The organism is Ruegeria sp. B10 (assembly GCF_056539825.1).
In genome coordinates, this window is sequence record NZ_JBQFVP010000007.1 from 86640 (window position 1) to 104519 (window position 17880).

General features: G+C 55.2%; 19 protein-coding genes. 10 read left to right on the forward strand and 9 right to left on the reverse strand.

The window, feature by feature from the left end:
- The 4 genes from ACR0J4_RS11175 (at position 1) to ACR0J4_RS11190 (ending at position 2720) form a co-directional block, all read left to right on the forward strand.
- Positions 1-810, forward strand: a complete 810-nt coding sequence (locus ACR0J4_RS11175; RefSeq protein WP_170642564.1) for a PhzF family phenazine biosynthesis protein — start codon at positions 1-3, stop codon at positions 808-810.
- A 198-nt stretch (positions 811-1008) separates the two neighbouring features.
- Positions 1009-1329, forward strand: a complete 321-nt coding sequence (locus ACR0J4_RS11180) for a hypothetical protein (protein ID WP_170552080.1) — start codon at positions 1009-1011, stop codon at positions 1327-1329.
- Between the two features lie 49 nt (positions 1330-1378).
- Complete coding sequence (locus ACR0J4_RS11185; RefSeq protein WP_170552083.1) at positions 1379-2095, forward strand: HupE/UreJ family protein; 717 nt, start codon at positions 1379-1381, stop codon at positions 2093-2095.
- Positions 2096-2108: 13 nt separating this feature from the next.
- Positions 2109-2720, forward strand: coding sequence for a transmembrane anchor protein (locus ACR0J4_RS11190; protein ID WP_170552085.1), 612 nt, complete (start codon positions 2109-2111; stop codon positions 2718-2720).
- 143 nt (positions 2721-2863) lie between these two features.
- Here ACR0J4_RS11190 and ACR0J4_RS11195 read toward each other — a convergent pair whose 3' ends face one another.
- The 3 genes from ACR0J4_RS11195 to ACR0J4_RS11205 all read right to left on the reverse strand — a co-directional run bounded on the left by ACR0J4_RS11195 (position 2864) and on the right by ACR0J4_RS11205 (position 5485).
- On the reverse strand, positions 2864-4132 hold the full coding sequence (locus tag ACR0J4_RS11195) for a sensor histidine kinase (protein ID WP_170552088.1): 1269 nt from the start codon (positions 4130-4132) through the stop codon (positions 2864-2866).
- A gap of 74 nt (positions 4133-4206) precedes the next feature.
- Positions 4207-4866: a response regulator transcription factor gene (locus ACR0J4_RS11200; protein ID WP_170642565.1), complete on the reverse strand. Its 660-nt coding sequence runs from the start codon at positions 4864-4866 to the stop codon at positions 4207-4209.
- A 37-nt stretch (positions 4867-4903) separates the two neighbouring features.
- On the reverse strand, positions 4904-5485 hold the full coding sequence (locus ACR0J4_RS11205; protein ID WP_480668566.1) for a PepSY domain-containing protein: 582 nt from the start codon (positions 5483-5485) through the stop codon (positions 4904-4906).
- A gap of 179 nt (positions 5486-5664) precedes the next feature.
- On the opposite strand from ACR0J4_RS11205, the gene ACR0J4_RS11210 reads away from it, so the two are divergent.
- On the forward strand, positions 5665-6804 hold the full coding sequence (locus ACR0J4_RS11210) for a hypothetical protein (protein WP_480668568.1): 1140 nt from the start codon (positions 5665-5667) through the stop codon (positions 6802-6804).
- Between the two features lie 239 nt (positions 6805-7043).
- On the opposite strand, the gene ACR0J4_RS11215 is transcribed toward ACR0J4_RS11210, so the two are convergent.
- Entirely contained in the window at positions 7044-7232 is a 189-nt protein-coding gene (locus ACR0J4_RS11215) for a hypothetical protein (protein ID WP_170638051.1), read from the reverse strand.
- Positions 7233-7534: 302 nt separating this feature from the next.
- On the opposite strand from ACR0J4_RS11215, the gene ACR0J4_RS11220 reads away from it, so the two are divergent.
- The 5 genes from ACR0J4_RS11220 to ACR0J4_RS11240 all read left to right on the forward strand — a co-directional run bounded on the left by ACR0J4_RS11220 (position 7535) and on the right by ACR0J4_RS11240 (position 12737).
- Positions 7535-7954, forward strand: a complete 420-nt coding sequence (locus tag ACR0J4_RS11220) for a hypothetical protein (RefSeq protein WP_480668570.1) — start codon at positions 7535-7537, stop codon at positions 7952-7954.
- Positions 7955-8371: 417 nt separating this feature from the next.
- Positions 8372-9850, forward strand: coding sequence for a cryptochrome/deoxyribodipyrimidine photo-lyase family protein (locus ACR0J4_RS11225; RefSeq protein WP_480668572.1), 1479 nt, complete (start codon positions 8372-8374; stop codon positions 9848-9850).
- Between the two features lie 2 nt (positions 9851-9852).
- The gene (locus tag ACR0J4_RS11230) at positions 9853-9984 is read left to right on the forward strand and encodes a DUF2256 domain-containing protein (protein ID WP_170552600.1); all 132 of its coding nucleotides are present in this window, start codon (positions 9853-9855) and stop codon (positions 9982-9984) included.
- On the forward strand, positions 9981-11216 hold the full coding sequence (locus ACR0J4_RS11235; RefSeq protein WP_170642568.1) for an FAD-binding domain-containing protein: 1236 nt from the start codon (positions 9981-9983) through the stop codon (positions 11214-11216). The genes ACR0J4_RS11230 and ACR0J4_RS11235 overlap by 4 nt, the downstream gene beginning before the upstream one ends.
- 27 nt (positions 11217-11243) lie before the next feature.
- Complete coding sequence (locus ACR0J4_RS11240; RefSeq protein ID WP_170642569.1) at positions 11244-12737, forward strand: cryptochrome/photolyase family protein; 1494 nt, start codon at positions 11244-11246, stop codon at positions 12735-12737.
- Between the two features lie 75 nt (positions 12738-12812).
- Here ACR0J4_RS11240 and ACR0J4_RS11245 read toward each other — a convergent pair whose 3' ends face one another.
- From ACR0J4_RS11245 to ACR0J4_RS11265, 5 genes are read right to left on the reverse strand one after another with little or no spacing between them, the layout of a single operon-like run.
- Positions 12813-14309, reverse strand: a complete 1497-nt coding sequence (locus tag ACR0J4_RS11245; RefSeq protein WP_170642570.1) for a mannitol dehydrogenase family protein — start codon at positions 14307-14309, stop codon at positions 12813-12815.
- Entirely contained in the window at positions 14309-15082 is a 774-nt protein-coding gene (locus ACR0J4_RS11250; RefSeq protein WP_170642571.1) for an L-iditol 2-dehydrogenase, read from the reverse strand. The genes ACR0J4_RS11245 and ACR0J4_RS11250 overlap by 1 nt, the downstream gene beginning before the upstream one ends.
- Positions 15079-16083, reverse strand: coding sequence for an ABC transporter ATP-binding protein (locus ACR0J4_RS11255; RefSeq protein ID WP_170642572.1), 1005 nt, complete (start codon positions 16081-16083; stop codon positions 15079-15081). Before ACR0J4_RS11255 ends, ACR0J4_RS11250 begins: the two co-directional genes overlap by 4 nt.
- Before the next feature lie 12 nt (positions 16084-16095).
- Positions 16096-16926, reverse strand: coding sequence for a carbohydrate ABC transporter permease (locus ACR0J4_RS11260; protein WP_068333782.1), 831 nt, complete (start codon positions 16924-16926; stop codon positions 16096-16098).
- A gap of 12 nt (positions 16927-16938) precedes the next feature.
- Positions 16939-17805, reverse strand: coding sequence for a carbohydrate ABC transporter permease (locus ACR0J4_RS11265; protein ID WP_170429079.1), 867 nt, complete (start codon positions 17803-17805; stop codon positions 16939-16941).
- Positions 17806-17880: the final 75 nt, after the last annotated feature.

A 17880-nucleotide genomic window follows, 5' to 3' on the forward strand; every position in this document is an offset into this window, starting at 1 on the left:
ATGAAACTTCGAACCTTTATCGTCGATGCCTTTTCAGACCGTACGCTCAGCGGAAACCCTGCTGGCGTTTGCCCACTGGATCAATGGCTGCCTGTACAGGTCATGCAATCCATCGCGAGTGAGCTGAACCAATCTGAAACGGTGTTTTTTGTTCCGCGAGCAAATGCGCGCCATCGCGCAGGGCATGCCGAATTCGACATACGTTGGTTCACCCCAGCGCGCGAAGTGGATATGATCGGACACGCGACCCTTGCGGCTGCTCACATCGTATTCTCCAATCTCGAGGTCGGGTTGGATGCGGTCACCTTCCATTCCAAATCCGCCCGGATGATTGTTCGACGTGGGGAAAACGGATTGCGTCTGGATATGCCCGCACTTGTGCCAGAGGTGGTCGATGCCCCCACGGGTCTGATCGAAGCACTTGGGAAGAAGCCTTCAGCTTTATTGGCTGCAAAGCACTATCTGGCTGTTTTTGAGAGCGAAAATGATATTCTGAGCTGTGCTCCGGATTTTGCCGCTTTGGCAAAACTACCGTTACCCGCAGTGATCATATCGGCGCAAGGGACAGGGGAATTTGATTTCGTTTCACGGTTCTTTGCCCCGGCAAATGGTGTGCCAGAAGATTCCGTATCAGGCGTTTCACATTGCTGTTTGACGCCATACTGGTCTCGGAGACTGGAGAAAAAACACTTGTTGGCTCGTCAGCTTTCTGCGCGAGGCGGAGTCATTGCTTGTGAAGCGGATGGCAACCGCGTCATCCTTGAAGGAACTGCTGTTACTTCGTTGGAAGGTTTCTTGGTTGTTCAATAGAGCTACTGCCAACCGACCCTGGGCGCCAAACGGACCGCAGAGGCTCTTAGGCACGTTTCTGCCGCGCTGATCGTGCTGGATGGCTTGCGACTTTTGGTGGTTTTGACATACAAGTCGAGATAACCCTTGGGGGGGATATAGAAACGCCGCAGAGGCACTGAAAACGTGAGAGCAGTTCAAAGATATACGCAGAATGCGATGGCAGCTTTGATCTGCCTGTCTTTGATCTTTTGGTCGCTTCAGCCAAACGTGGGCCATGCTCCGACAGTGATTGAAACCGTGCAGGAGCATTTGCAGATCATTGCAGAGCACGGGCATACCCATGGCTTTGAAGAAGATTTGTTGTGGGCGATGCACGGGCACAGTCATGATGGTGCAGATCACGACCACAGCCAAATGGTGATACCGGAACCGGAAAATGCGCTGTCACTAGCCTCGCTTTCTGATGACAGGGCGTTCGACCGAGTGCCGGACGGCCCAACCAAGAACTACGGTATAGACCGGCCTCCGCGCGTGTGACGTCGCCCCAATCGGGGTTTTCGACATCACATAACAACGGAGAACATCCATGAATCTAATCTCACGGGGTCTAGACAGGCGCGCGACGCTCCTGCTGGCCCTCATTATAACCAATCTGGCACTGAGCACGTCTCAGGTGCTGGCTCATAACGTCACTGAAGGCGATGCGGGCTACATCCAAGAAATCTGGGGCGTGAACATCATCCCCTTCATGTATCTTGGCGCAAAACACATGGTCACAGGCTACGATCACATCCTATTCCTGCTTGGCGTCGTGTTCTTTCTCTACCGAGCCAAAGATGTCGGCATCTATGTCAGCCTCTTCGCGATCGGTCACTCGACAACAATGCTGTTGGGCGTTTGGTTTGGCTGGGGCGTAAACGCATATATCGTCGACGCCATTATCGGCCTTTCGGTTGTCTACAAGGCGCTCGACAATCTTGGTGCGTTCCAGCGCTGGTTGGGGTTCCAGCCAAATACCAAAGTTGCGACGCTGATTTTTGGCCTGTTCCACGGAATGGGTCTGGCGACCAAAATCCTCGACTACGACATCGCTCCGGAAGGGCTTCTTGCCAATCTGTTGGCGTTCAACGTGGGTGTGGAACTTGGCCAGCTTACGGCCCTTGCGATCATCCTTATCGTTATGGGGTTCTGGCGCAAAAGCCCGTACTTCTTCCAGCAAGCTTACAGCGTAAACGTCATCATGATGACCCTCGGGTTCATCCTGATGGGCTATCAGATCACCGGCTATTTTGTTGTCGCGTAACGGAGTTCAGAAAATGTTCAACACAGAAAGACCAAGTCTTGAAGAACTGCCAAGCTCGGCTCAGCTTATCCGCTCGACCGTCATTGCAGGTGCGTCTGCCGTCGCGATCCTTGTCACGGTGGTTCTGCCGGCCGAATACGGGATCGACCCGACTGGCGTTGGCCGCGTGCTCGGGCTGCAAGAGATGGGCGAGATTAAATCGCAACTTGCAGACGAAGCCGAAGCAGACCGCAAACTCGAAAGCCAGGATCAGTCGAGCCTGCTGAACGACGTCTTTGGCCTGTTTGTCGGGTCGGCTCATGCGCAGGAGGCCGAGGTCTGGCAGGACGAAACCAGCTTTATACTGACGCCCGGAGAGTCGGCTGAATGGAAGCTGGTCATGGAAGAAGGCGCAACGGCTGAGTACCGTATGGTCGTTACAGGCGGTCGGGTGAATTTCGACCTACATGGTCACGGTGGCGGTCGGTCGATCACCTATGAAAAGGGGCGTGGGTCGACCGGTGCCGAAGGCACCATCGAAGCGGCCTTTGCCGGTGAACATGGTTGGTTCTGGCGCAACCGAGACTCTGGTGATGTATCTGTGATGGTTCAAGTCCGTGGGGACTACAGCGAGATCGTCGATTAAATGAGGTGCCCGTCGCGCAGGTTTTCTGCGCGGCGGGCCATTTAGGCAAAGGGAGTTTAGTACTGCATCATGTCAACACACTGTCCACGCCCGTCTTGGCGCCGTGTGGCGACGCGGTAGGACACTGTCGCCACTTTGCTCATCTATTGGCTATGTGTCTCGCGCCCAATATTCACCTCACAGGCCAAGCCCCCCAGGCGCTTCGATGTTCCAAGTTCCAGCGTTCCACCGTAGGCGGCCAATAAATCAACGGAAATAGGCAGCCCCAGCCCTGTTCCTTTTACTGAAGTATCGAGTCGACCGCCGGAACGCAGAACCTCAAGCCGGGCCTCCTCTGGGATTCCGGGCCCGTCGTCCTCGACGCGAAGTTTGATGCTGCTGCCCGTGCGCCTGGCGGTGATTTGGAATGTCGTCCGGCTCCACTTGAGGGCGTTGTCGAGGAGGTTTCCGATCACTTCCTCAATGTCCTGTGGGTCCATGCGAACGTGAAGACTAGGCTCGCAATTCGAAACAAGCGTCTTCCCCTCGCGTTCGGCCATCACCGAGAACAACCGGGACAGCCGTTCCACCGAATTCGAAAGATCTGTCCTGGAATGCGTTAACTCTCCAGTGTTTGATGCGCGCATGCGCGCAAGTGAACGGCTAAGCTGGGCGTCAATTCGGGTTAGGGCTTCTTCCGCAGGTTCCGTATGTGCGCCGGCGTCTGCGAGTTCTGCCAATTCGTTTCGCAAGATGGCCGTCGGTGTCTTGAGGGCATGTGCCAGATCCGCTGCTTGCCTTCGCGAACCTGAGACAATCTCGCGGTTTCGATGCAGCAGTTTGTTGAGATCTTCCACCAGGGGAGAAACCTCCTCCGGGTAGTCTTCGGGAGCCAGCTCATCGCCTCGATCCCAGCGATGGGCGACATCGGCGCGCAACTTCCGGAGCGGGCCAACAATGGCGGACATCAACAAAAGAGAACTTGCCACTCCGATCAAACCAACCAATCCGAAAACCGGGAGCAGGTATCTTTGCGCAGCGCCCCGTTCGTTGATCAGTTCGCTCCTGCTTTCGGCGACAGTAACACCCCACTCCGTTTCGTCTTCGAACGTGATCTTTTGATAAACGCTGCGAATGGCTTCACTATCTGGACCCAAGGTGTTCCAAATGATTGTTTCGTCATTTCCGTGAGGAGGCTCGGCGATCGTTTCATCGAAGAGTGAAGCAGATGTATAGATTTCACCGTTACTGTCCGTTACTTGCCAATACCGCCCCGAATATGGCGTGCTATACGCAGGATCGAATACCAACTGCCGCAGGGTTTCAGGGTCATCCGTGGTGGCGCTGAGGCCAACAACAACCTGCGTGTGCCGGTCTTGTAGCGTTGCGTCGAACTGCTCCAGAACGCGCGTGTTGATGTAGGAAAACACCATCAGCGTACCGACGCCTACGGACAGCGCTCCCGAAGCGATACCTCCGAGTAAGGCCCGTTGGCGCAACGAGAGCATTAGGCGGAATCAATCATATAGCCGCGACCCCGGACGGTTGTAATCAAATCGGAGCCCAGTTTTTTGCGCAGGCGGGTCACAAATACTGCAATCGTGTTGGAATCTCTGTCGCCGTCATACTCGTAAATGTGTTCCGACAGCTCAGTACGCGACACCATGCGACCGATGTTATGCGCCAGATAGGTCAGAACGGCGATCTCCTGCGCGGTCAAATCGACAGGTATGCCCCCAACGGTGACCCGACCATTCCGCGTATCCAGAGAAACCTCTCCCATCTCTATCACGGGGTTCAACTGACCGCTCTGACGTCGCAAGATGGCCCGTACCCGTGCCGCCAATTCAGGCATGTGGAACGGCTTGGTCATATAGTCATCCGCGCCGGCATCTAGGCCGTCGACGCGTTCGCTCCAGCCATCTCTGGCAGTCAGGATCAAAACCGGTGTCTTGACGCCCGCACTGCGCCATTCGCGAAGGACCGAAATGCCGTCACGCTCAGGCAGGCCGATGTCGAGGATGATCATGTCGTACGGTTCAGTCGACCCCAGATGCAGGGCATCTGTACCATTGTGGGCCACGTCGACCACGCGACCTTCCGCACCCAATAGCTTTTTGACTTGCTCACAAAGCTGGGGTTCGTCTTCAGCAAGGAGTATTCGCATATCCAGAGACTACAGCTAAATCAGCGCGATCTTAACTCTAATTTTTTCCACCGCCATTGCCGCCACCGTTGCCGCCGCCATTGCCGCCACCGTTGCCGCCGCCATTGCCGCCACCGTTGCCGCCGCCATTGCCGCCACCGTTGCCGCCGCCATTGCCACCGCCATTGCCGCTGCCGTTGCCGCCCGCATTGCTTCGACCTGCACTGTTTCCACGGGTGGCAGAGGCACTCTGACCGTTGTTGCTTTTGGATTTGGTTGAATTGCGTGCGGCTTCTGAAATCTCGCGACCGGTACTCGAGCGGTTTGAGACGACTGTGCCGGTTTCCGCGTTCACGATCACGCTGACGATCTTTCCGCCCGGCTTTTTGACCAGAATACGATAGTAGATCTTGTCTGTTTTGAATGCGCGCGCGTCAACAGGGGTTCCGCCGAATGCTTTTTTCACGCCTTTGATCACACGGTTCAGCCGTATCGCACTGCCTGACAACGTCGCCATGCGCAGTTCAGACTGCTTGAGTTCGCGTGCATCTGCCGCCGCTTGTCCCCCGGACAAGGCGGTTAGCAAAGCTGCAACCAGAAAAAACGCTTTGGCCTGCATAACACCCTCAAACACCTTCATTGAAGACTACTAGGCCAGACATGAACCGATGATGAACAAGCAGTTAGCCCTGCGTTCAAGCGACCTCAAGTTAAATCAGTGGCAAGGGCTTTGATTCGACTGCGAGTCAGACTGCCGAAACACTGTGGTCAACCTCAGCACGCTGATTGTCGTTGCTGAAGGTTTTGAGGAGATTGAAAATGAAAACCACCAAGTGCGGACTGCTTAAAGCTTCGACGATCGCGATTGCCTTGTTGGGGTCCACGGCCATTGTAGCCACCGTCGCAGCTCCTGATTTTGCTTATGCCAAACCAGGCAACGGTAATGGTGGCGGCAATGGCGGTGGAAACGGTGGTGGTAACGGCGGCGGCAACGGCAATGGCGGCGGAAACGGCAACAGCGGCGGCAATGGCGGAGGCAATGGAAACGGCGGCGGGAATGGCAACGGCGCTCAGGGAGATCGCGGAGACAACAGCTCGGCTGGAAATGGTAGCCGTGGCAACGGGGCCGACAAAAGCCGTGGCGGCACCAGAGTCGGGATATTCGGGCAAGGGAAAACAAAGTCTCAGTCTGCTCGGTCCGGTACGAAAAAAGGCGGCGGGTTCTCTCTGAAAGATCTGTTCAACGGGAATGGCAAAACTCGCAAAACGGCAACCACCTCAAGGGTTGCCACGACAACCCTTCGAACGCAGAAGGCCAAGGTGCAAAAAACGGTTCGTCAGACTGTCATTGTAGAAGAGTCAAAGCGTCCCGTTTCCCGCAACAAAGGTAATCGTATGGCTGCGCTGCTTGGTGCACACCCGTCCGAGTTGGGCGCACTGAACGCGGCCAATGCAAGTCCAACGGCCCTCGCCAATGCTGCGCCCAATTCACGGGTTGGCAGAATTGCCACGTACCGCGACACTGTGCTGGCCGGAGAACCCTTGCGTGAGGAACTGGAAGAACAGTTGGAGTTTCTCGAGGGACTGGAAGAGCCAGATCGTACAGTTCAAGAAATCGAGGATGACTTGGAAGTCGCATTGGGTGAGGTTCAAACCAACCGGGACACGGTCGCAGAGCTTGAACAGGCATTGGAGGACGCGGGTGGTAGCGATCCGGATATCGAAGCACAGCTAGAAGATGCCCAAGCTGATTTGGACGCTTCGATTGATGAAGCCCAGACTTTGAATGACGAGAGACAGGCAGCCATTGAATACAACGAAGCTGTTGAAGAGGTGGAAGAACTGACAGAACTTGTAGAAGAGCAAGATCTGGCTGAACGTGAGGCCCTGGAAGCTGCTGCCAACAAGCCTGTCACCGATGCAGTCGAGGAACAGGTCAAAGCCCTGCTGGGACTGTGACCTGAGGCTTCCCGGCCATCGCCAGCCTCTACTTCAGGATGAACTGAAGGCGGGAGCGTCAATAGACCTTTCGGATACCAAGTTGGCAGGTCGACTAAGTCGGCCTGCTAGGCGCAAACTCTTGATGATTGCGATGCGCAGCAAGAAAATCCCGCCCCAAGTTGGGACGGGATTTATGTTACAATTCCGATGTTTAGGACGAATATCGAGAATTGTCGGGGGGGTCAGCTGGTTTGCCTTCAGAAGTTCTGGTGAGCCTCGGATAGCCGCTTGTTTTTTATGATCTCTGTTAGTGCATTTTCAATAGGAGGGAAGCGGCTATTGCTCGAATTCATCGTGGTTTGCAGGCGCTCTTCAGCAGATTCGCTAGAGGTCCGCATCGCAATTTCAGTGCTGCGATCTTCAGTCATAAAGGCAGGCTTGACCATTTTGTTCCCCTTGTTTTCGTCAAACGATATACGTCTCGTTCGATCCAACTTAGTCAGTATGCCTAAAGTTGTTTGAACCCACTGCGAATACACTGTTCACGTTCGGTTAATGTTGTTTACGAAATAAGAACAAACGAATTGTCCGGCCGTGCGCTCCTTCAATTACCCCATTCCAACTTTGCGGTTTGAAAGGTCGTTAGCTGAGGCTGTCGTGCCAACGAACCATCGCGTCATAGTGGGAGACTTCAGCGGTAAGCCAGTCTCCGCCTATTGCATTGGCCAAATCCCGACGGGGATCATAAATGGAAGACGCAGTTAAAGGAGGCAAAAGGATGAAAACGGCTTTAGCAATCACAGCAACGGCGTTCGTAATGCAAACCGGGCCGGTTGCGAGTGCGAGTTTTGAAATCCAGTCTCTTGATCTGAGACAGGTTGTTGGGTCGCACAATGCTATGCAGCCTGTTTTAGTGAAATCAAAAGCAGGACATTGCCCGCCGGGCTTAGCCAAAAAAGCAGTTCCGTGCGTCCCCCCCGGACAAGTCAAACGATACCGAGCTGGGGATTACATCTACGATGGCTATGTGCGCATCAACGATCCCTACAGATATGGTCTGAAAAGAAAAGGTTACTATGTGCGGGCCGGAAACTATGTCTACGAGGTAGATCGACGAACGAACGAAGTTCTGAACCTGATCGGTGCAATAGCGGATATTCTCAACTGACGGCGAAATGGCGTAAAAAGAAAACTGGGGAGAATCGGCTGATCCGTTTTCCGTCACGTGCGGCCTTTTCCTGCCATGGGCCAACAACCTCAATTGCTACAATGCGACCCGCCAAAACTGACATTCGTTACAACCGCAAGATTGTGGAGTAGGTTGCGGACGCGGACTAAGCCGTCCTTCGATGTCTGGCAGTGAGCAATTTTGTTGCGCTTTATTGCCAGCAACTAAACCGAGGGAAAGCGCAGTAACGGGCACTACCTGCAGTCGCCGACATGCAGGCAAAGACGTCGCGACCATTCTGCAAAGACAGTACTTTTTCTGATCCGTTGCATCCCATGACGCGTATGCACTCAAGGAATGGCTTGGGTGAGGTGTACGGATTTGCAAGTCGTCTGGTTCAAGCGAGATCTCCGTGTTTTGGATCATGCGGCCTTGGCTCAGGCAGCCAAGGTTGGTCCCGTGCTGCCGTTGTATGTTGTTGAACCTGAACTATGGATACAGCCCGATGCCTCAGAACGACAATGGAGCTTTGTTTCCGAGACACTTGCGGAATTGCGGGAGGCGACTGCTCAATTAGGACAGCCACTGGTTGTTCGTATCGGGACGGCGATTGAGACACTTACAGAATTGAAAAAACAAGGTTTTCTGGAGGCCCTATGGTCACACGAGGAGACGGGCAACGATTGGACCTATCGCAGGGATCAAGATGTCGCTGCCTGGTGTCGTGACGCAGGTGTCCCTTGGCATGAGATTCAGAACCACAGTGTTATCCGCCGACTGAAGTCACGAGACGGCTGGGCGAACCATTGGGACGCGCAGATGTCGCAACCTACAGAAAAAGCACCGCAGCTTGCGCCCTTGCCCATAGAGCTTGGTGCGCTCCCAAGCAGCAAAGATCTGGGCCTTGCAGGGGCCGCATGTACGGGTCGGCAGAAGGGTGGGCGTCAAGTGGGGCTAGGGCTTTTGAACAGCTTTTTGAACAACAGGAGCATTGACTACCAGCGTGCAATGTCCAGTCCCTTGAGTGGTGCGACGGCATGTTCGCGGCTGTCTCCCTATATTGCGTGGGGCGCGATCTCTGTTCGCGAAATTGCACAACAGACGGAAAATGCCCGGCGCTCGCTTCCCGCGGGCGCAGGGAAATGGCAGAAATCGATGCGATCCTTTTCAGCGCGTTTGCACTGGCATTGTCATTTCATTCAAAAGCTGGAGGACGAACCGCAAATAGAGTTCGAAAACCTTCACCCGCTCTATGATGGCTTGCGCCCCAAGGAACCGGACGCGGCGCTTTTGCAAGCCTGGTCAACAGGTGAGACAGGGTATCCTTTCTTGGACGCCTGCATGCGATCTCTGCGCGCGACAGGTTGGTTGAATTTCCGCATGCGAGCCATGGTGATGGCAGTTGCGAGTTATCATTTGTGGCAGCATTGGCGTTCACCGGGCCTGCATCTGGCAAGGATGTTCACCGACTATGAGCCCGGTATCCATTGGAGTCAGGTCCAGATGCAATCTGGCACAACGGGCATCAACACCATCCGTATTTACAACCCCGTCAAACAAGGCCTGGATCAGGATCCGAACGGCATATTCATTCGTCGGTGGGTGCCGGAACTGGCAGAGATATCGGATGCACACCTGCATGAACCTTGGCATGCGGACAATGCGGGTGCGGTTCTTGACCGAAAATATCCTATGCGCGTCTTTGACCATCTGGCGGCGGCAAAGGCTGCGCGAGAAAAGGTTTGGGCGGTGAGGCGCGGGCCCGAATTTCGCGATCGAGCGCACGCAATCGCCACCAAACACGCAAGCCGAAAGGCTGAACGCTCTCGTAAAAGAAAATCCAGAACACCGCAGAATGCGGCTCAACTTGACCTGCCGTTCGGAGACCTCACGTGAAAATGCGCAAGAAGGCGGATTTGCCGCAAAAGATCTGTCCAGTCTGCCAACGTCCCTTCGTGTGGCGCAAGAAATGGGAGAAGGTCTGGGATGACGTTAAATACTGCTCGAAACGCTGCAAGGCTGCTGCATGACTTTGGAAGTTCCTGTGGTGGATAAGGCTTTTGTACAGCTGCAGTTCGAACCTACGCGCGACGCAGGCCTGAGGCGTCTGGAGCAATTTTTACCCCGCGCTGGACGCGACTATGCGCAAAGTCGAAATTATGACTTTGGCCCCAATCGACGCGGCAATGTATCGACTCTCTCGCCCTGGCTACGACACTGCTTGCTAACTGAGGAAGAGGTTCTGTCACGGGTTCTGTCCGCACATGGTGAAAAGCTTGCCGACAAGTTCATTCACGAAGTGTTTTGGCGCACGTATTTCAAAGGCTGGTTGGAGCAACGGCCAAGTGTTTGGTTTAGCTACCAAAGAAACTTGGTGGCACAATTGGAGCGTTTGGAAAACGATGCAACATTGAATGCGGCGTATCGGGATGCTGTCTCAGGACATACGGGTATCGAGTGTTTTGATCACTGGATGCGCGAGTTAAACGCGACAGGGTATCTTCATAACCACGTGAGGATGTGGGTGGCCTCAATTTGGATTTTCACGCTCAGACTCCCTTGGGAACTGGGCGCAGATGTCTTCATGCGCCACCTTGTCGACGGCGATCCGGCATCAAATACCCTAAGTTGGCGTTGGGTGGCGGGTCTCCACACAATGGGAAAAACCTATCTCGCGCGCGCCGACAATATCGCGAAATACACAGATGGACGGTTTCAACCCCAAGGCTTGGCCAACGTCGCCGAGCCGCTGGTTGAGGCAGCAGATCATCCACGCATCGAAATCCGCCCGCAGGCAGAGCAACCCCTCTCGAAGCCGTATCTACTCCTGATGACAGAGGAAGACATGGCCGCAGCAGATATCACATCATTGCGTCCCGCAGGCGTGGTCGGTCTGCTGGCCACAGATGGTCGTTCGCCAGCTCCGGTCGGTGACTTGCCATCTGCTTTTGTCGAACACGCAATGAATAGCGCACTCTCGCCGTTTGGAGATATTGGACAGGTCAAGGATGATTGGTCCGAGCCCCTGATCAAGGCTGCCCAAACAAACAATGTTGATACGATTGTCACTCCCTATTGTCCTATCGGTCCGACACGGGTGCGCTTGGACCGTGCCGAACCAAAGCTGAACGAGGCCGGCATTCATCTGCATCGTTTCTGGCGCCGTTATGATGCGCACGCGTGGCCACACGCCAAAGCAGGGTTCTTTGGCTTCAAGAAGAAGATCCCGTCCATAATGCAGCTCCTGAACTTAACCTGCTAGCCGTGTAAACCAAACCGGGAAAACGCCGTGAAATACGCCGCAATTGTGCTTCCAAATCAAATTTTTGCAGAACACCCCGCATTTGAGGTGCCGCTGCAAATGGTGATCTTGTTTGAAGACCCGTTGTTCTTCGGAGACCCACAGTATCCCGCCAAAATGCACAAGCAGAAGCTCTGGCTCCATAGGGCGAGCATGGCCCGGTTTCGCCAAGAGCTCGAGATCAAGGGCTTTCATGTGGACCTCTTTGAGTATGAGCCCTCTGCGAAAGCGTGCCTTCATTTGTTCGAACGGCTTTCTCTGGATCAGATTTCTCGGGTCGTGATGGCTGATCCCGTCGATTCAGTCGTTGAAAAGCGTTTGAGTGAGGCATCGCAAGCAACAGGAATTGCGATCGAATTCCTTCCTTCGCCCGGCTTTCTGAACACACGTGCCAGCAATCAGGCCTGGTCTGCCGGCCGCAAACGTTGGTTTATGGCGGAATACTACAAAAGCCAGCGACGCCGATTGAACATTTTGCTTGAGAACGATCAGCCCTTGGGCGGCCAGTGGAGTTTCGACGAAGACAATCGCAAAAAGGTTCCAAAAGCCCTGCTACAAAGCTTGCCTTGGATCGACTGGCCGCAGTACGACAGAGTGGACCAAGCGGCGAAAGACAATGTTCTGTCTGAATTTCCCGACGCGCGAGGAGATATCGATACCCTTTATTATCCAACTTCGCACGCTGCTGCACTGGCGTGGCTGCACCAGTTTTTGGAACGGCGTTTCGACCAGTTTGGTGACTTTGAGGATGCGATTGTTGAGGGCGAAAGCTGGCTTTGGCATGCTGTCCTTACGCCTGCATTGAACATTGGCTTGATCACGCCACAGCAAGTCATTGACGCAACTCTGGACCATGCCCAGCGTAAGAATACGCCCCTCAACTCTGTAGAGGGGTTTATCCGTCAGATCATAGGGTGGAGAGAGTTCATGCGCGCCACCTATGAGGACTTGGGCGTACGTATGCGTACAACCAATCATTGGCGTCACAACCGACCAATGCCTTCCTCTTTCTATGACGGCACAACTGGGATAAATCCGATTGACGACACGATCAGGCGAATCCTGCAGACAGGCTACTGTCACCACATCGAAAGGCTGATGGTTCTCGGCGGGTTTATGTTCTTGTGTGAAATCAAACCAGACGACGTCTACCTGTGGTTCATGGAAATGTTCGTAGACAGCTACGATTGGGTCATGGTTCCAAACGTTTATGCAATGAGCCAAAACGCGGATGGTGGGCTGATCACGACCAAGCCTTATTTTTCAGGATCAAATTACATTCGGAAGATGAGTCATTGGGGCAAAGGCGAATGGGCCGAGATTTGGGACGGCTTATATTGGCGCTTCATTTTCAAACACAAAGACACGCTTTCAAAAAATCCGCGTTGGGCCATGATGTGCCGCACAGGCGATAGGATGTTGCTGGAAACAAAAGAGAAGCATCTGGAAAAGGCCAACTCTTTTCTGGCCGAATTGAACTGAGTGCAACTACGGTTCCGCTCAATAAGGGTTAGGGAAGTTTACGCCCATTGCGTGTCACGATTAGTGTCGCTTTGCCTATGTGGTGGCATAGTCGGTTACCGCTGCTCGGCAACCAACTTGCCAGATTGTGGACAGCCAAGCGGAAAACGCTTCTGCAAACCTCGTGTTGCCAGCTAGCTCACCATAATACTGGCGTTGCTCGATCCACATTTTTGGGTCGGCCTTGGAGGCCCGAGCGGTGTTTTGCAAATGCTCCCATTGGGGGTCGTTTGGCGCAATTTCTGAGCCATCTTCGCGAACGCCCGCGCACATCCGGCACCAGAACGCTTCGGCCAGAGCCAAACCAGTCAAAGAACGGCCTGAGGCAAGGGCATCGCGCAACGACGGCAGCAAGAACCCCGGATGTCGTGAAGACCCGTCAAATGCCACGCGACGTGTCGTGTCGCGGATGGTGCTGTTTGCAAATCGCTTTTCAACCAATCCAAGATATTCAGTTGCCGTGGTGCCTGGAACGGCTTCGACATAGGGCAAGATCTCTTCTGTCTGAACCTTCTTGAAAAACGCTACGATGTCCGGATCCTGCATGCAGTCTGAAATCGTCGGTACGTTCAGAATTTCCCCAATATTGGCAAGCAGCTGGTGCCCTCCGTTCAGGATGCGCAATTTCATCATTTCATATCCGTGAACATCGTGGGTCATCGTTACCCCAGCCTGTTCGAGGGGCGGTCGCCCGGCACAAAAATCATCTTCGACGACCCATTGTCGAAAATTCTCATGCGAGACCGGAGCGCGATCGTCTATTCCAAGCACCCTGCATTGCGAAATGACCTGCTCAGTCGTTGCGGGCACGATGCAATCCACCATCGAGTTTGGGAATGCGCCCTTTTGGGCGATCCAGTCGGCCAGCTCCGTGTCGACCAGACGCGCCAAACCAACAATGCAGGTTTTTAGTATTGCGCCGTTGCCCTGAAGATTGTCGCAGCTCAGCGCGGTAAACGGTTCCAAACCATTCTCACGTCTTTGCCTGTATGCCTCGACCATCGCACCGAATACTGTGCGTGGCTCATGCGGGTTCTTCGCGTCGTACCTTATGTCTTCATGATCCAAGTTGAACACGCCGGTGTTGGCATCCAGAAAATAGCCGCCCTCGGTTACAGTCAGGGACACAATTCTGATAGACGGATCAGCCATCCGGCGGATGAGTGCTGCGTTACCTGCCTCAATCGGCAGATAGTCGATCATCGGGCCTATGACCTCTGCGGATATTCCTTGTGGATCCAACTCGATCAACGTGGTCAGGCAATCCTGCGCCAACAGCCTCTCACGCATCTCAGCGTCGTAGCTGCGCACTCCGGCTCCGATAATGCCCCAATCGTAGGCTTGGCCCTGCTGCAAGAGCTGATGAATGTACCACGCCTGGTGGGCGCGGTGGAAATTTCCAAGACCGATATGAACAATGCCCGGCGTCAGCTCCGAACGCTTATAGTTAGGGGTGCCGACAGTCGCTGGGAGGTCTGCAAGCCTGTCTTGCCGCAGCTGGATCAGAGGGTTTGAGTGTGCCACTGGGTTCATCAGCTCATCCAATTTCCACCGTCGACATTGTAGGTTTGTGCAACGATGTATTTTGCCTCGTCCGAGGCGAGAAACACTGCCATGCCTGTCAAGTCTTCGGCCCGGCCCATGCGGCCATAGGGAACGGCAGCGGCCACTTCGCGTTTCTTCTGTCCCGGCAGTTTACCTTCGTGTTTGGCAAAGAACGCATCGACGCCGTCCCAGTGTTCGCCGTCCACCACACCTGGCGCGATCGCGTTCACGTTGATCCCGTGCGCGATCAGGTTCAGGCCCGCAGATTGGGTAAGGGAAATGATCGCGGCCTTGCTGGCACAATAGACGGCGACCAGCGGTTCACCGCGCCGCCCGGCTTGCGACGCCATATTGATGATCCGGCCTTTGGTGCCATGTGCGATCATATGGCGCGCGACGGCTTGCATGGTGAACAAGGCACCGGCAACGTTGATGTCAAAGACACGCTCATAGTCCGCGCGCTCAATCTCGACAATCGGGGCGGCGGTGAAGATCGCCGCGTTATTGATCAATACATCGATCGGGCCGAAATGCGATGCCGTGTGGGCAATGGCGCCGTCGATACTCTTTTGGTTCGTTACGTCCATTTCGACGGCCAGAGCGGACGCGCCGATTTCGGCTGCGGCCTGTTGGGCGCGTTCGATGTCGATATCCGCGATGGCAACGCGTGCGCCTTCTGCGACATAGGATTTGGCAAAGGCCAGCCCGATGCCGCGCGCGGCCCCAGTGATCAGAGCGATTTTGCCATTCAGACGGGTCATTCGATCCGCAGTCCTTTTTCATCGAAGCGGTGGATGACGTCGGCCCGTGGCGTCAGGTGAATACGATCCCCGTGACGGAACCCAACCTCGCCATCGGCGCGAACCGTGATCGTCTCGGCCAGTCCGGTGTCGTGGACATGGAAGAAGGTGTCCGAGCCCAGATGTTCCGAGACACTGACAACCCCGGACCACTCGCCCTCGGTTTCCGAAACAGCGATATGTTCCGGGCGGATGCCGATGGTTTTCGCGCCATGTTTTGCGGCCTCTTCACCCTCGATGAAATTCATCTTGGGGGAGCCGATGAATCCCGCAACAAACAGGTTGCGAGGTGTGCGATACAGCTCCAGCGGGCTGCCGACCTGTTCGATCACTCCAGCCTGAAGGACGACGATCTTGTCGGCCATGGTCATGGCTTCGACCTGATCGTGGGTCACGTAGATCATCGTGGTCGCCAGGCGTTCGTGCAGCTCGCTGATCTCTAACCGCATGCCAACGCGTAGTGCCGCGTCGAGGTTTGACAGCGGCTCATCAAACAGGAACGCTGCCGGTTCGCGGACAATTGCGCGGCCAATGGCAACGCGCTGGCGTTGTCCACCCGATAGCTGGCCGGGGCGGCGGTCCAGATAGTCGGTCAGGTTTAGAACGCCGGCGGCACCTTCGACCCGCTTGTCGATCTCGGCCTGATCCAGCTTCGCCATCCGAAGGGGAAAGGCGATGTTTTTGCGCACGGTCATATGGGGGTAGAGCGCATAGGACTGGAAAACCATCGCCAGCCCTCGTTTGGCGGGTGGCACATCGGTGGCGTCCGCCCCGTCAATGTCGATGGAGCCCGAGGTGATATCCTCCAACCCCGCGATAAGACGCAACAGGGTGGACTTACCGCAGCCCGAGGGGCCGACGAAGACAGTGAACTCGCCATCTTCAATGGTCAGGTCAAGCGGTGGAATGACCTGCACGTCGCCGAAGCTTTTGGTCACGGACTTGAGTTGAATACGTCCCATGTGTCGTGTTCCTTATTTCACAGCGCCGAAGGTCAGGCCGCGGACAAGTTGTTTCTGGCTGAACCAGCCAAGGATTAGGATTGGCGCAATCGCCATGGTCGAGGCCGCGCTGAGCTTGGCAAAGAACAGACCTTCTGGGCTGGAATAGCTGGCGATGAACGCCGTTAGCGGAGCAGCGTCGACAGCGGTTAGGTTGAGGGTCCAGAACGCCTCGTTCCACGCCAAGATGAAGTTCAACAAAACGGTCGAGGCGATACCGGGGATGGCCATGGGGGTGAGGACGTAGAGGATTTCCTCTTTCAACGTTGCCCCGTCCATCCGTGCGGCTTCCAGGATCTCACCGGGAATTTCGCGGAAATAGGTGTAGAGCATCCAGACAATGATCGGCAGGTTGATGAGCATCAGCACGACGACCAGTCCTCCGCGCGTATCCAGCAGACCCAACCTAATGAACAGCAGGTAGATCGGGTAGAGAACGCCGACCGCAGGCAGCATCTTGGTGGACAGCATCCAAAGCAGAATGTCCTTGGTGCGCTTGGACGGAACGAATGCCATCGCCCATGCAGCGGGGACGGCGATGATGACGCCCAGAATGGTCGAGCCCCCGGCTATGATGACCGAATTCCACAGGAACCGCATGTAGTCCGAGCGTTCCTGCACGATGGCGTAGTTTTCCAACGTCCAGTTGAAGTTCAGGAACAGCGGCGGGCTGGCGATCGCCTGCGCCTCGGTCTTGAAGCTGGTCAGGATGGTCCAAAGGATCGGGAAAAAGATCAGCAAACCAACGGCCCAAGCGAGGGCGGTATTCAGCGATTTGCGGCGGGTTGTGACTGCGCGGGCCATTGTCTTACCTCCTCACGCGTCCAGGTTCTTGCCGACGATGCGCATCAAGAAGATCGCAACGATGTTGGCTAAAATGATTGCGTAGACACCTCCGGCTGATCCGAGACCAACATTCTGGCTCTCCAGCACACGCTGGAAGATCAGGTAGGTGAGTGTACGGGTGCCGAATGCGCCGCCGGTGGTCACGAAGATCTCGGCGAAGATCGACAAAAGGAAGATCGTCTGGATCAGGATAACAATGGTAATCGCGCGGCTCAGATGCGGTAGGATGATGTGGTAGAAGCGCTTCAGAACGGGGGCACCGTCCATCTCGGCGGCTTCCAACTGCTCACTATCCAGCGACTGGATCGCGGTCAGCAGGATGAGCGTCGCAAAGGGCAGCCACTGCCATGAGACGATCATGATGATCGAGGTCATAGACGCCTCGGACAGCCATGAGATCGGCTCAGCCCCGAAAAAGCGCCACAGATGGGCCAACAGGCCATTCACCGGGTCCATGAACATGTTCTTCCAGACCAAGGCGGACACGGTGGGCATGACGAAGAAGGGTGCGATCACGAGAATGCGGACAACCCCTTGGCCCCACATCGGTTGGTCCAGAAGCATCGCCAGGAGGATGCCTAGGATGACGGTGATGATAAGAACCCCTCCGACGATCACAAGCGTTGCCTGAACCGCGGGCCAGAAGGAACTGGACGATACGAACCGGACGTAGTTGTCGAAGCCGACCCAGCCCAGATCCCCACCGCGCAGGGGCAGATATTTCTTGAAGGAAAAATACAGCGTCATCGTCAGGGGCACGAGCATCCAGCCAAGTAGCAGGACCACTGCGGGTGCCATCATCAGGCGCGCGACGGATCGGGAGTGTTGAGTAGCCATTACGCAAACCCTCTCTGTTCAGGCGTAGCTTAGCCTGCGAGAAAAACGTGGGTTGTGGAAGGGGTGAGCGGGGGG

What these genes read in the sequence shown, in the direction of transcription:
- ACR0J4_RS11175 (WP_170642564.1), top strand. Translation starts at nt 1, where the DNA reads ATGAAACTTCGAACCTTTATCGTCGATGCCTTTTCAGACCGTACGCTC.
- ACR0J4_RS11185 (WP_170552083.1), top strand. Translation starts at nt 1,379, where the DNA reads ATGAATCTAATCTCACGGGGTCTAGACAGGCGCGCGACGCTCCTGCTG.
- ACR0J4_RS11245 (WP_170642570.1), bottom strand. Translation starts at nt 14,309, where the DNA reads ATGAACCCAGTGGCACACTCAAACCCTCTGATCCAGCTGCGGCAAGAC.
- ACR0J4_RS11255 (WP_170642572.1), bottom strand. Translation starts at nt 16,083, where the DNA reads ATGGGACGTATTCAACTCAAGTCCGTGACCAAAAGCTTCGGCGACGTG.
- ACR0J4_RS11200 (WP_170642565.1), bottom strand. Translation starts at nt 4,866, where the DNA reads ATGCGAATACTCCTTGCTGAAGACGAACCCCAGCTTTGTGAGCAAGTC.
- ACR0J4_RS11180 (WP_170552080.1), top strand. Translation starts at nt 1,009, where the DNA reads ATGGCAGCTTTGATCTGCCTGTCTTTGATCTTTTGGTCGCTTCAGCCA.
- ACR0J4_RS11205 (WP_480668566.1), bottom strand. Translation starts at nt 5,485, where the DNA reads ATGAAGGTGTTTGAGGGTGTTATGCAGGCCAAAGCGTTTTTTCTGGTT.
- ACR0J4_RS11250 (WP_170642571.1), bottom strand. Translation starts at nt 15,082, where the DNA reads ATGACCCGTCTGAATGGCAAAATCGCTCTGATCACTGGGGCCGCGCGC.
- ACR0J4_RS11235 (WP_170642568.1), top strand. Translation starts at nt 9,981, where the DNA reads ATGACTTTGGAAGTTCCTGTGGTGGATAAGGCTTTTGTACAGCTGCAG.
- ACR0J4_RS11220 (WP_480668570.1), top strand. Translation starts at nt 7,535, where the DNA reads ATGGAAGACGCAGTTAAAGGAGGCAAAAGGATGAAAACGGCTTTAGCA.
- ACR0J4_RS11195 (WP_170552088.1), bottom strand. Translation starts at nt 4,132, where the DNA reads ATGGTGTTTTCCTACATCAACACGCGCGTTCTGGAGCAGTTCGACGCA.
- ACR0J4_RS11230 (WP_170552600.1), top strand. Translation starts at nt 9,853, where the DNA reads ATGCGCAAGAAGGCGGATTTGCCGCAAAAGATCTGTCCAGTCTGCCAA.
- ACR0J4_RS11210 (WP_480668568.1), top strand. Translation starts at nt 5,665, where the DNA reads ATGAAAACCACCAAGTGCGGACTGCTTAAAGCTTCGACGATCGCGATT.
- ACR0J4_RS11265 (WP_170429079.1), bottom strand. Translation starts at nt 17,805, where the DNA reads ATGGCTACTCAACACTCCCGATCCGTCGCGCGCCTGATGATGGCACCC.
- ACR0J4_RS11190 (WP_170552085.1), top strand. Translation starts at nt 2,109, where the DNA reads ATGTTCAACACAGAAAGACCAAGTCTTGAAGAACTGCCAAGCTCGGCT.
- ACR0J4_RS11260 (WP_068333782.1), bottom strand. Translation starts at nt 16,926, where the DNA reads ATGGCCCGCGCAGTCACAACCCGCCGCAAATCGCTGAATACCGCCCTC.
- ACR0J4_RS11215 (WP_170638051.1), bottom strand. Translation starts at nt 7,232, where the DNA reads ATGGTCAAGCCTGCCTTTATGACTGAAGATCGCAGCACTGAAATTGCG.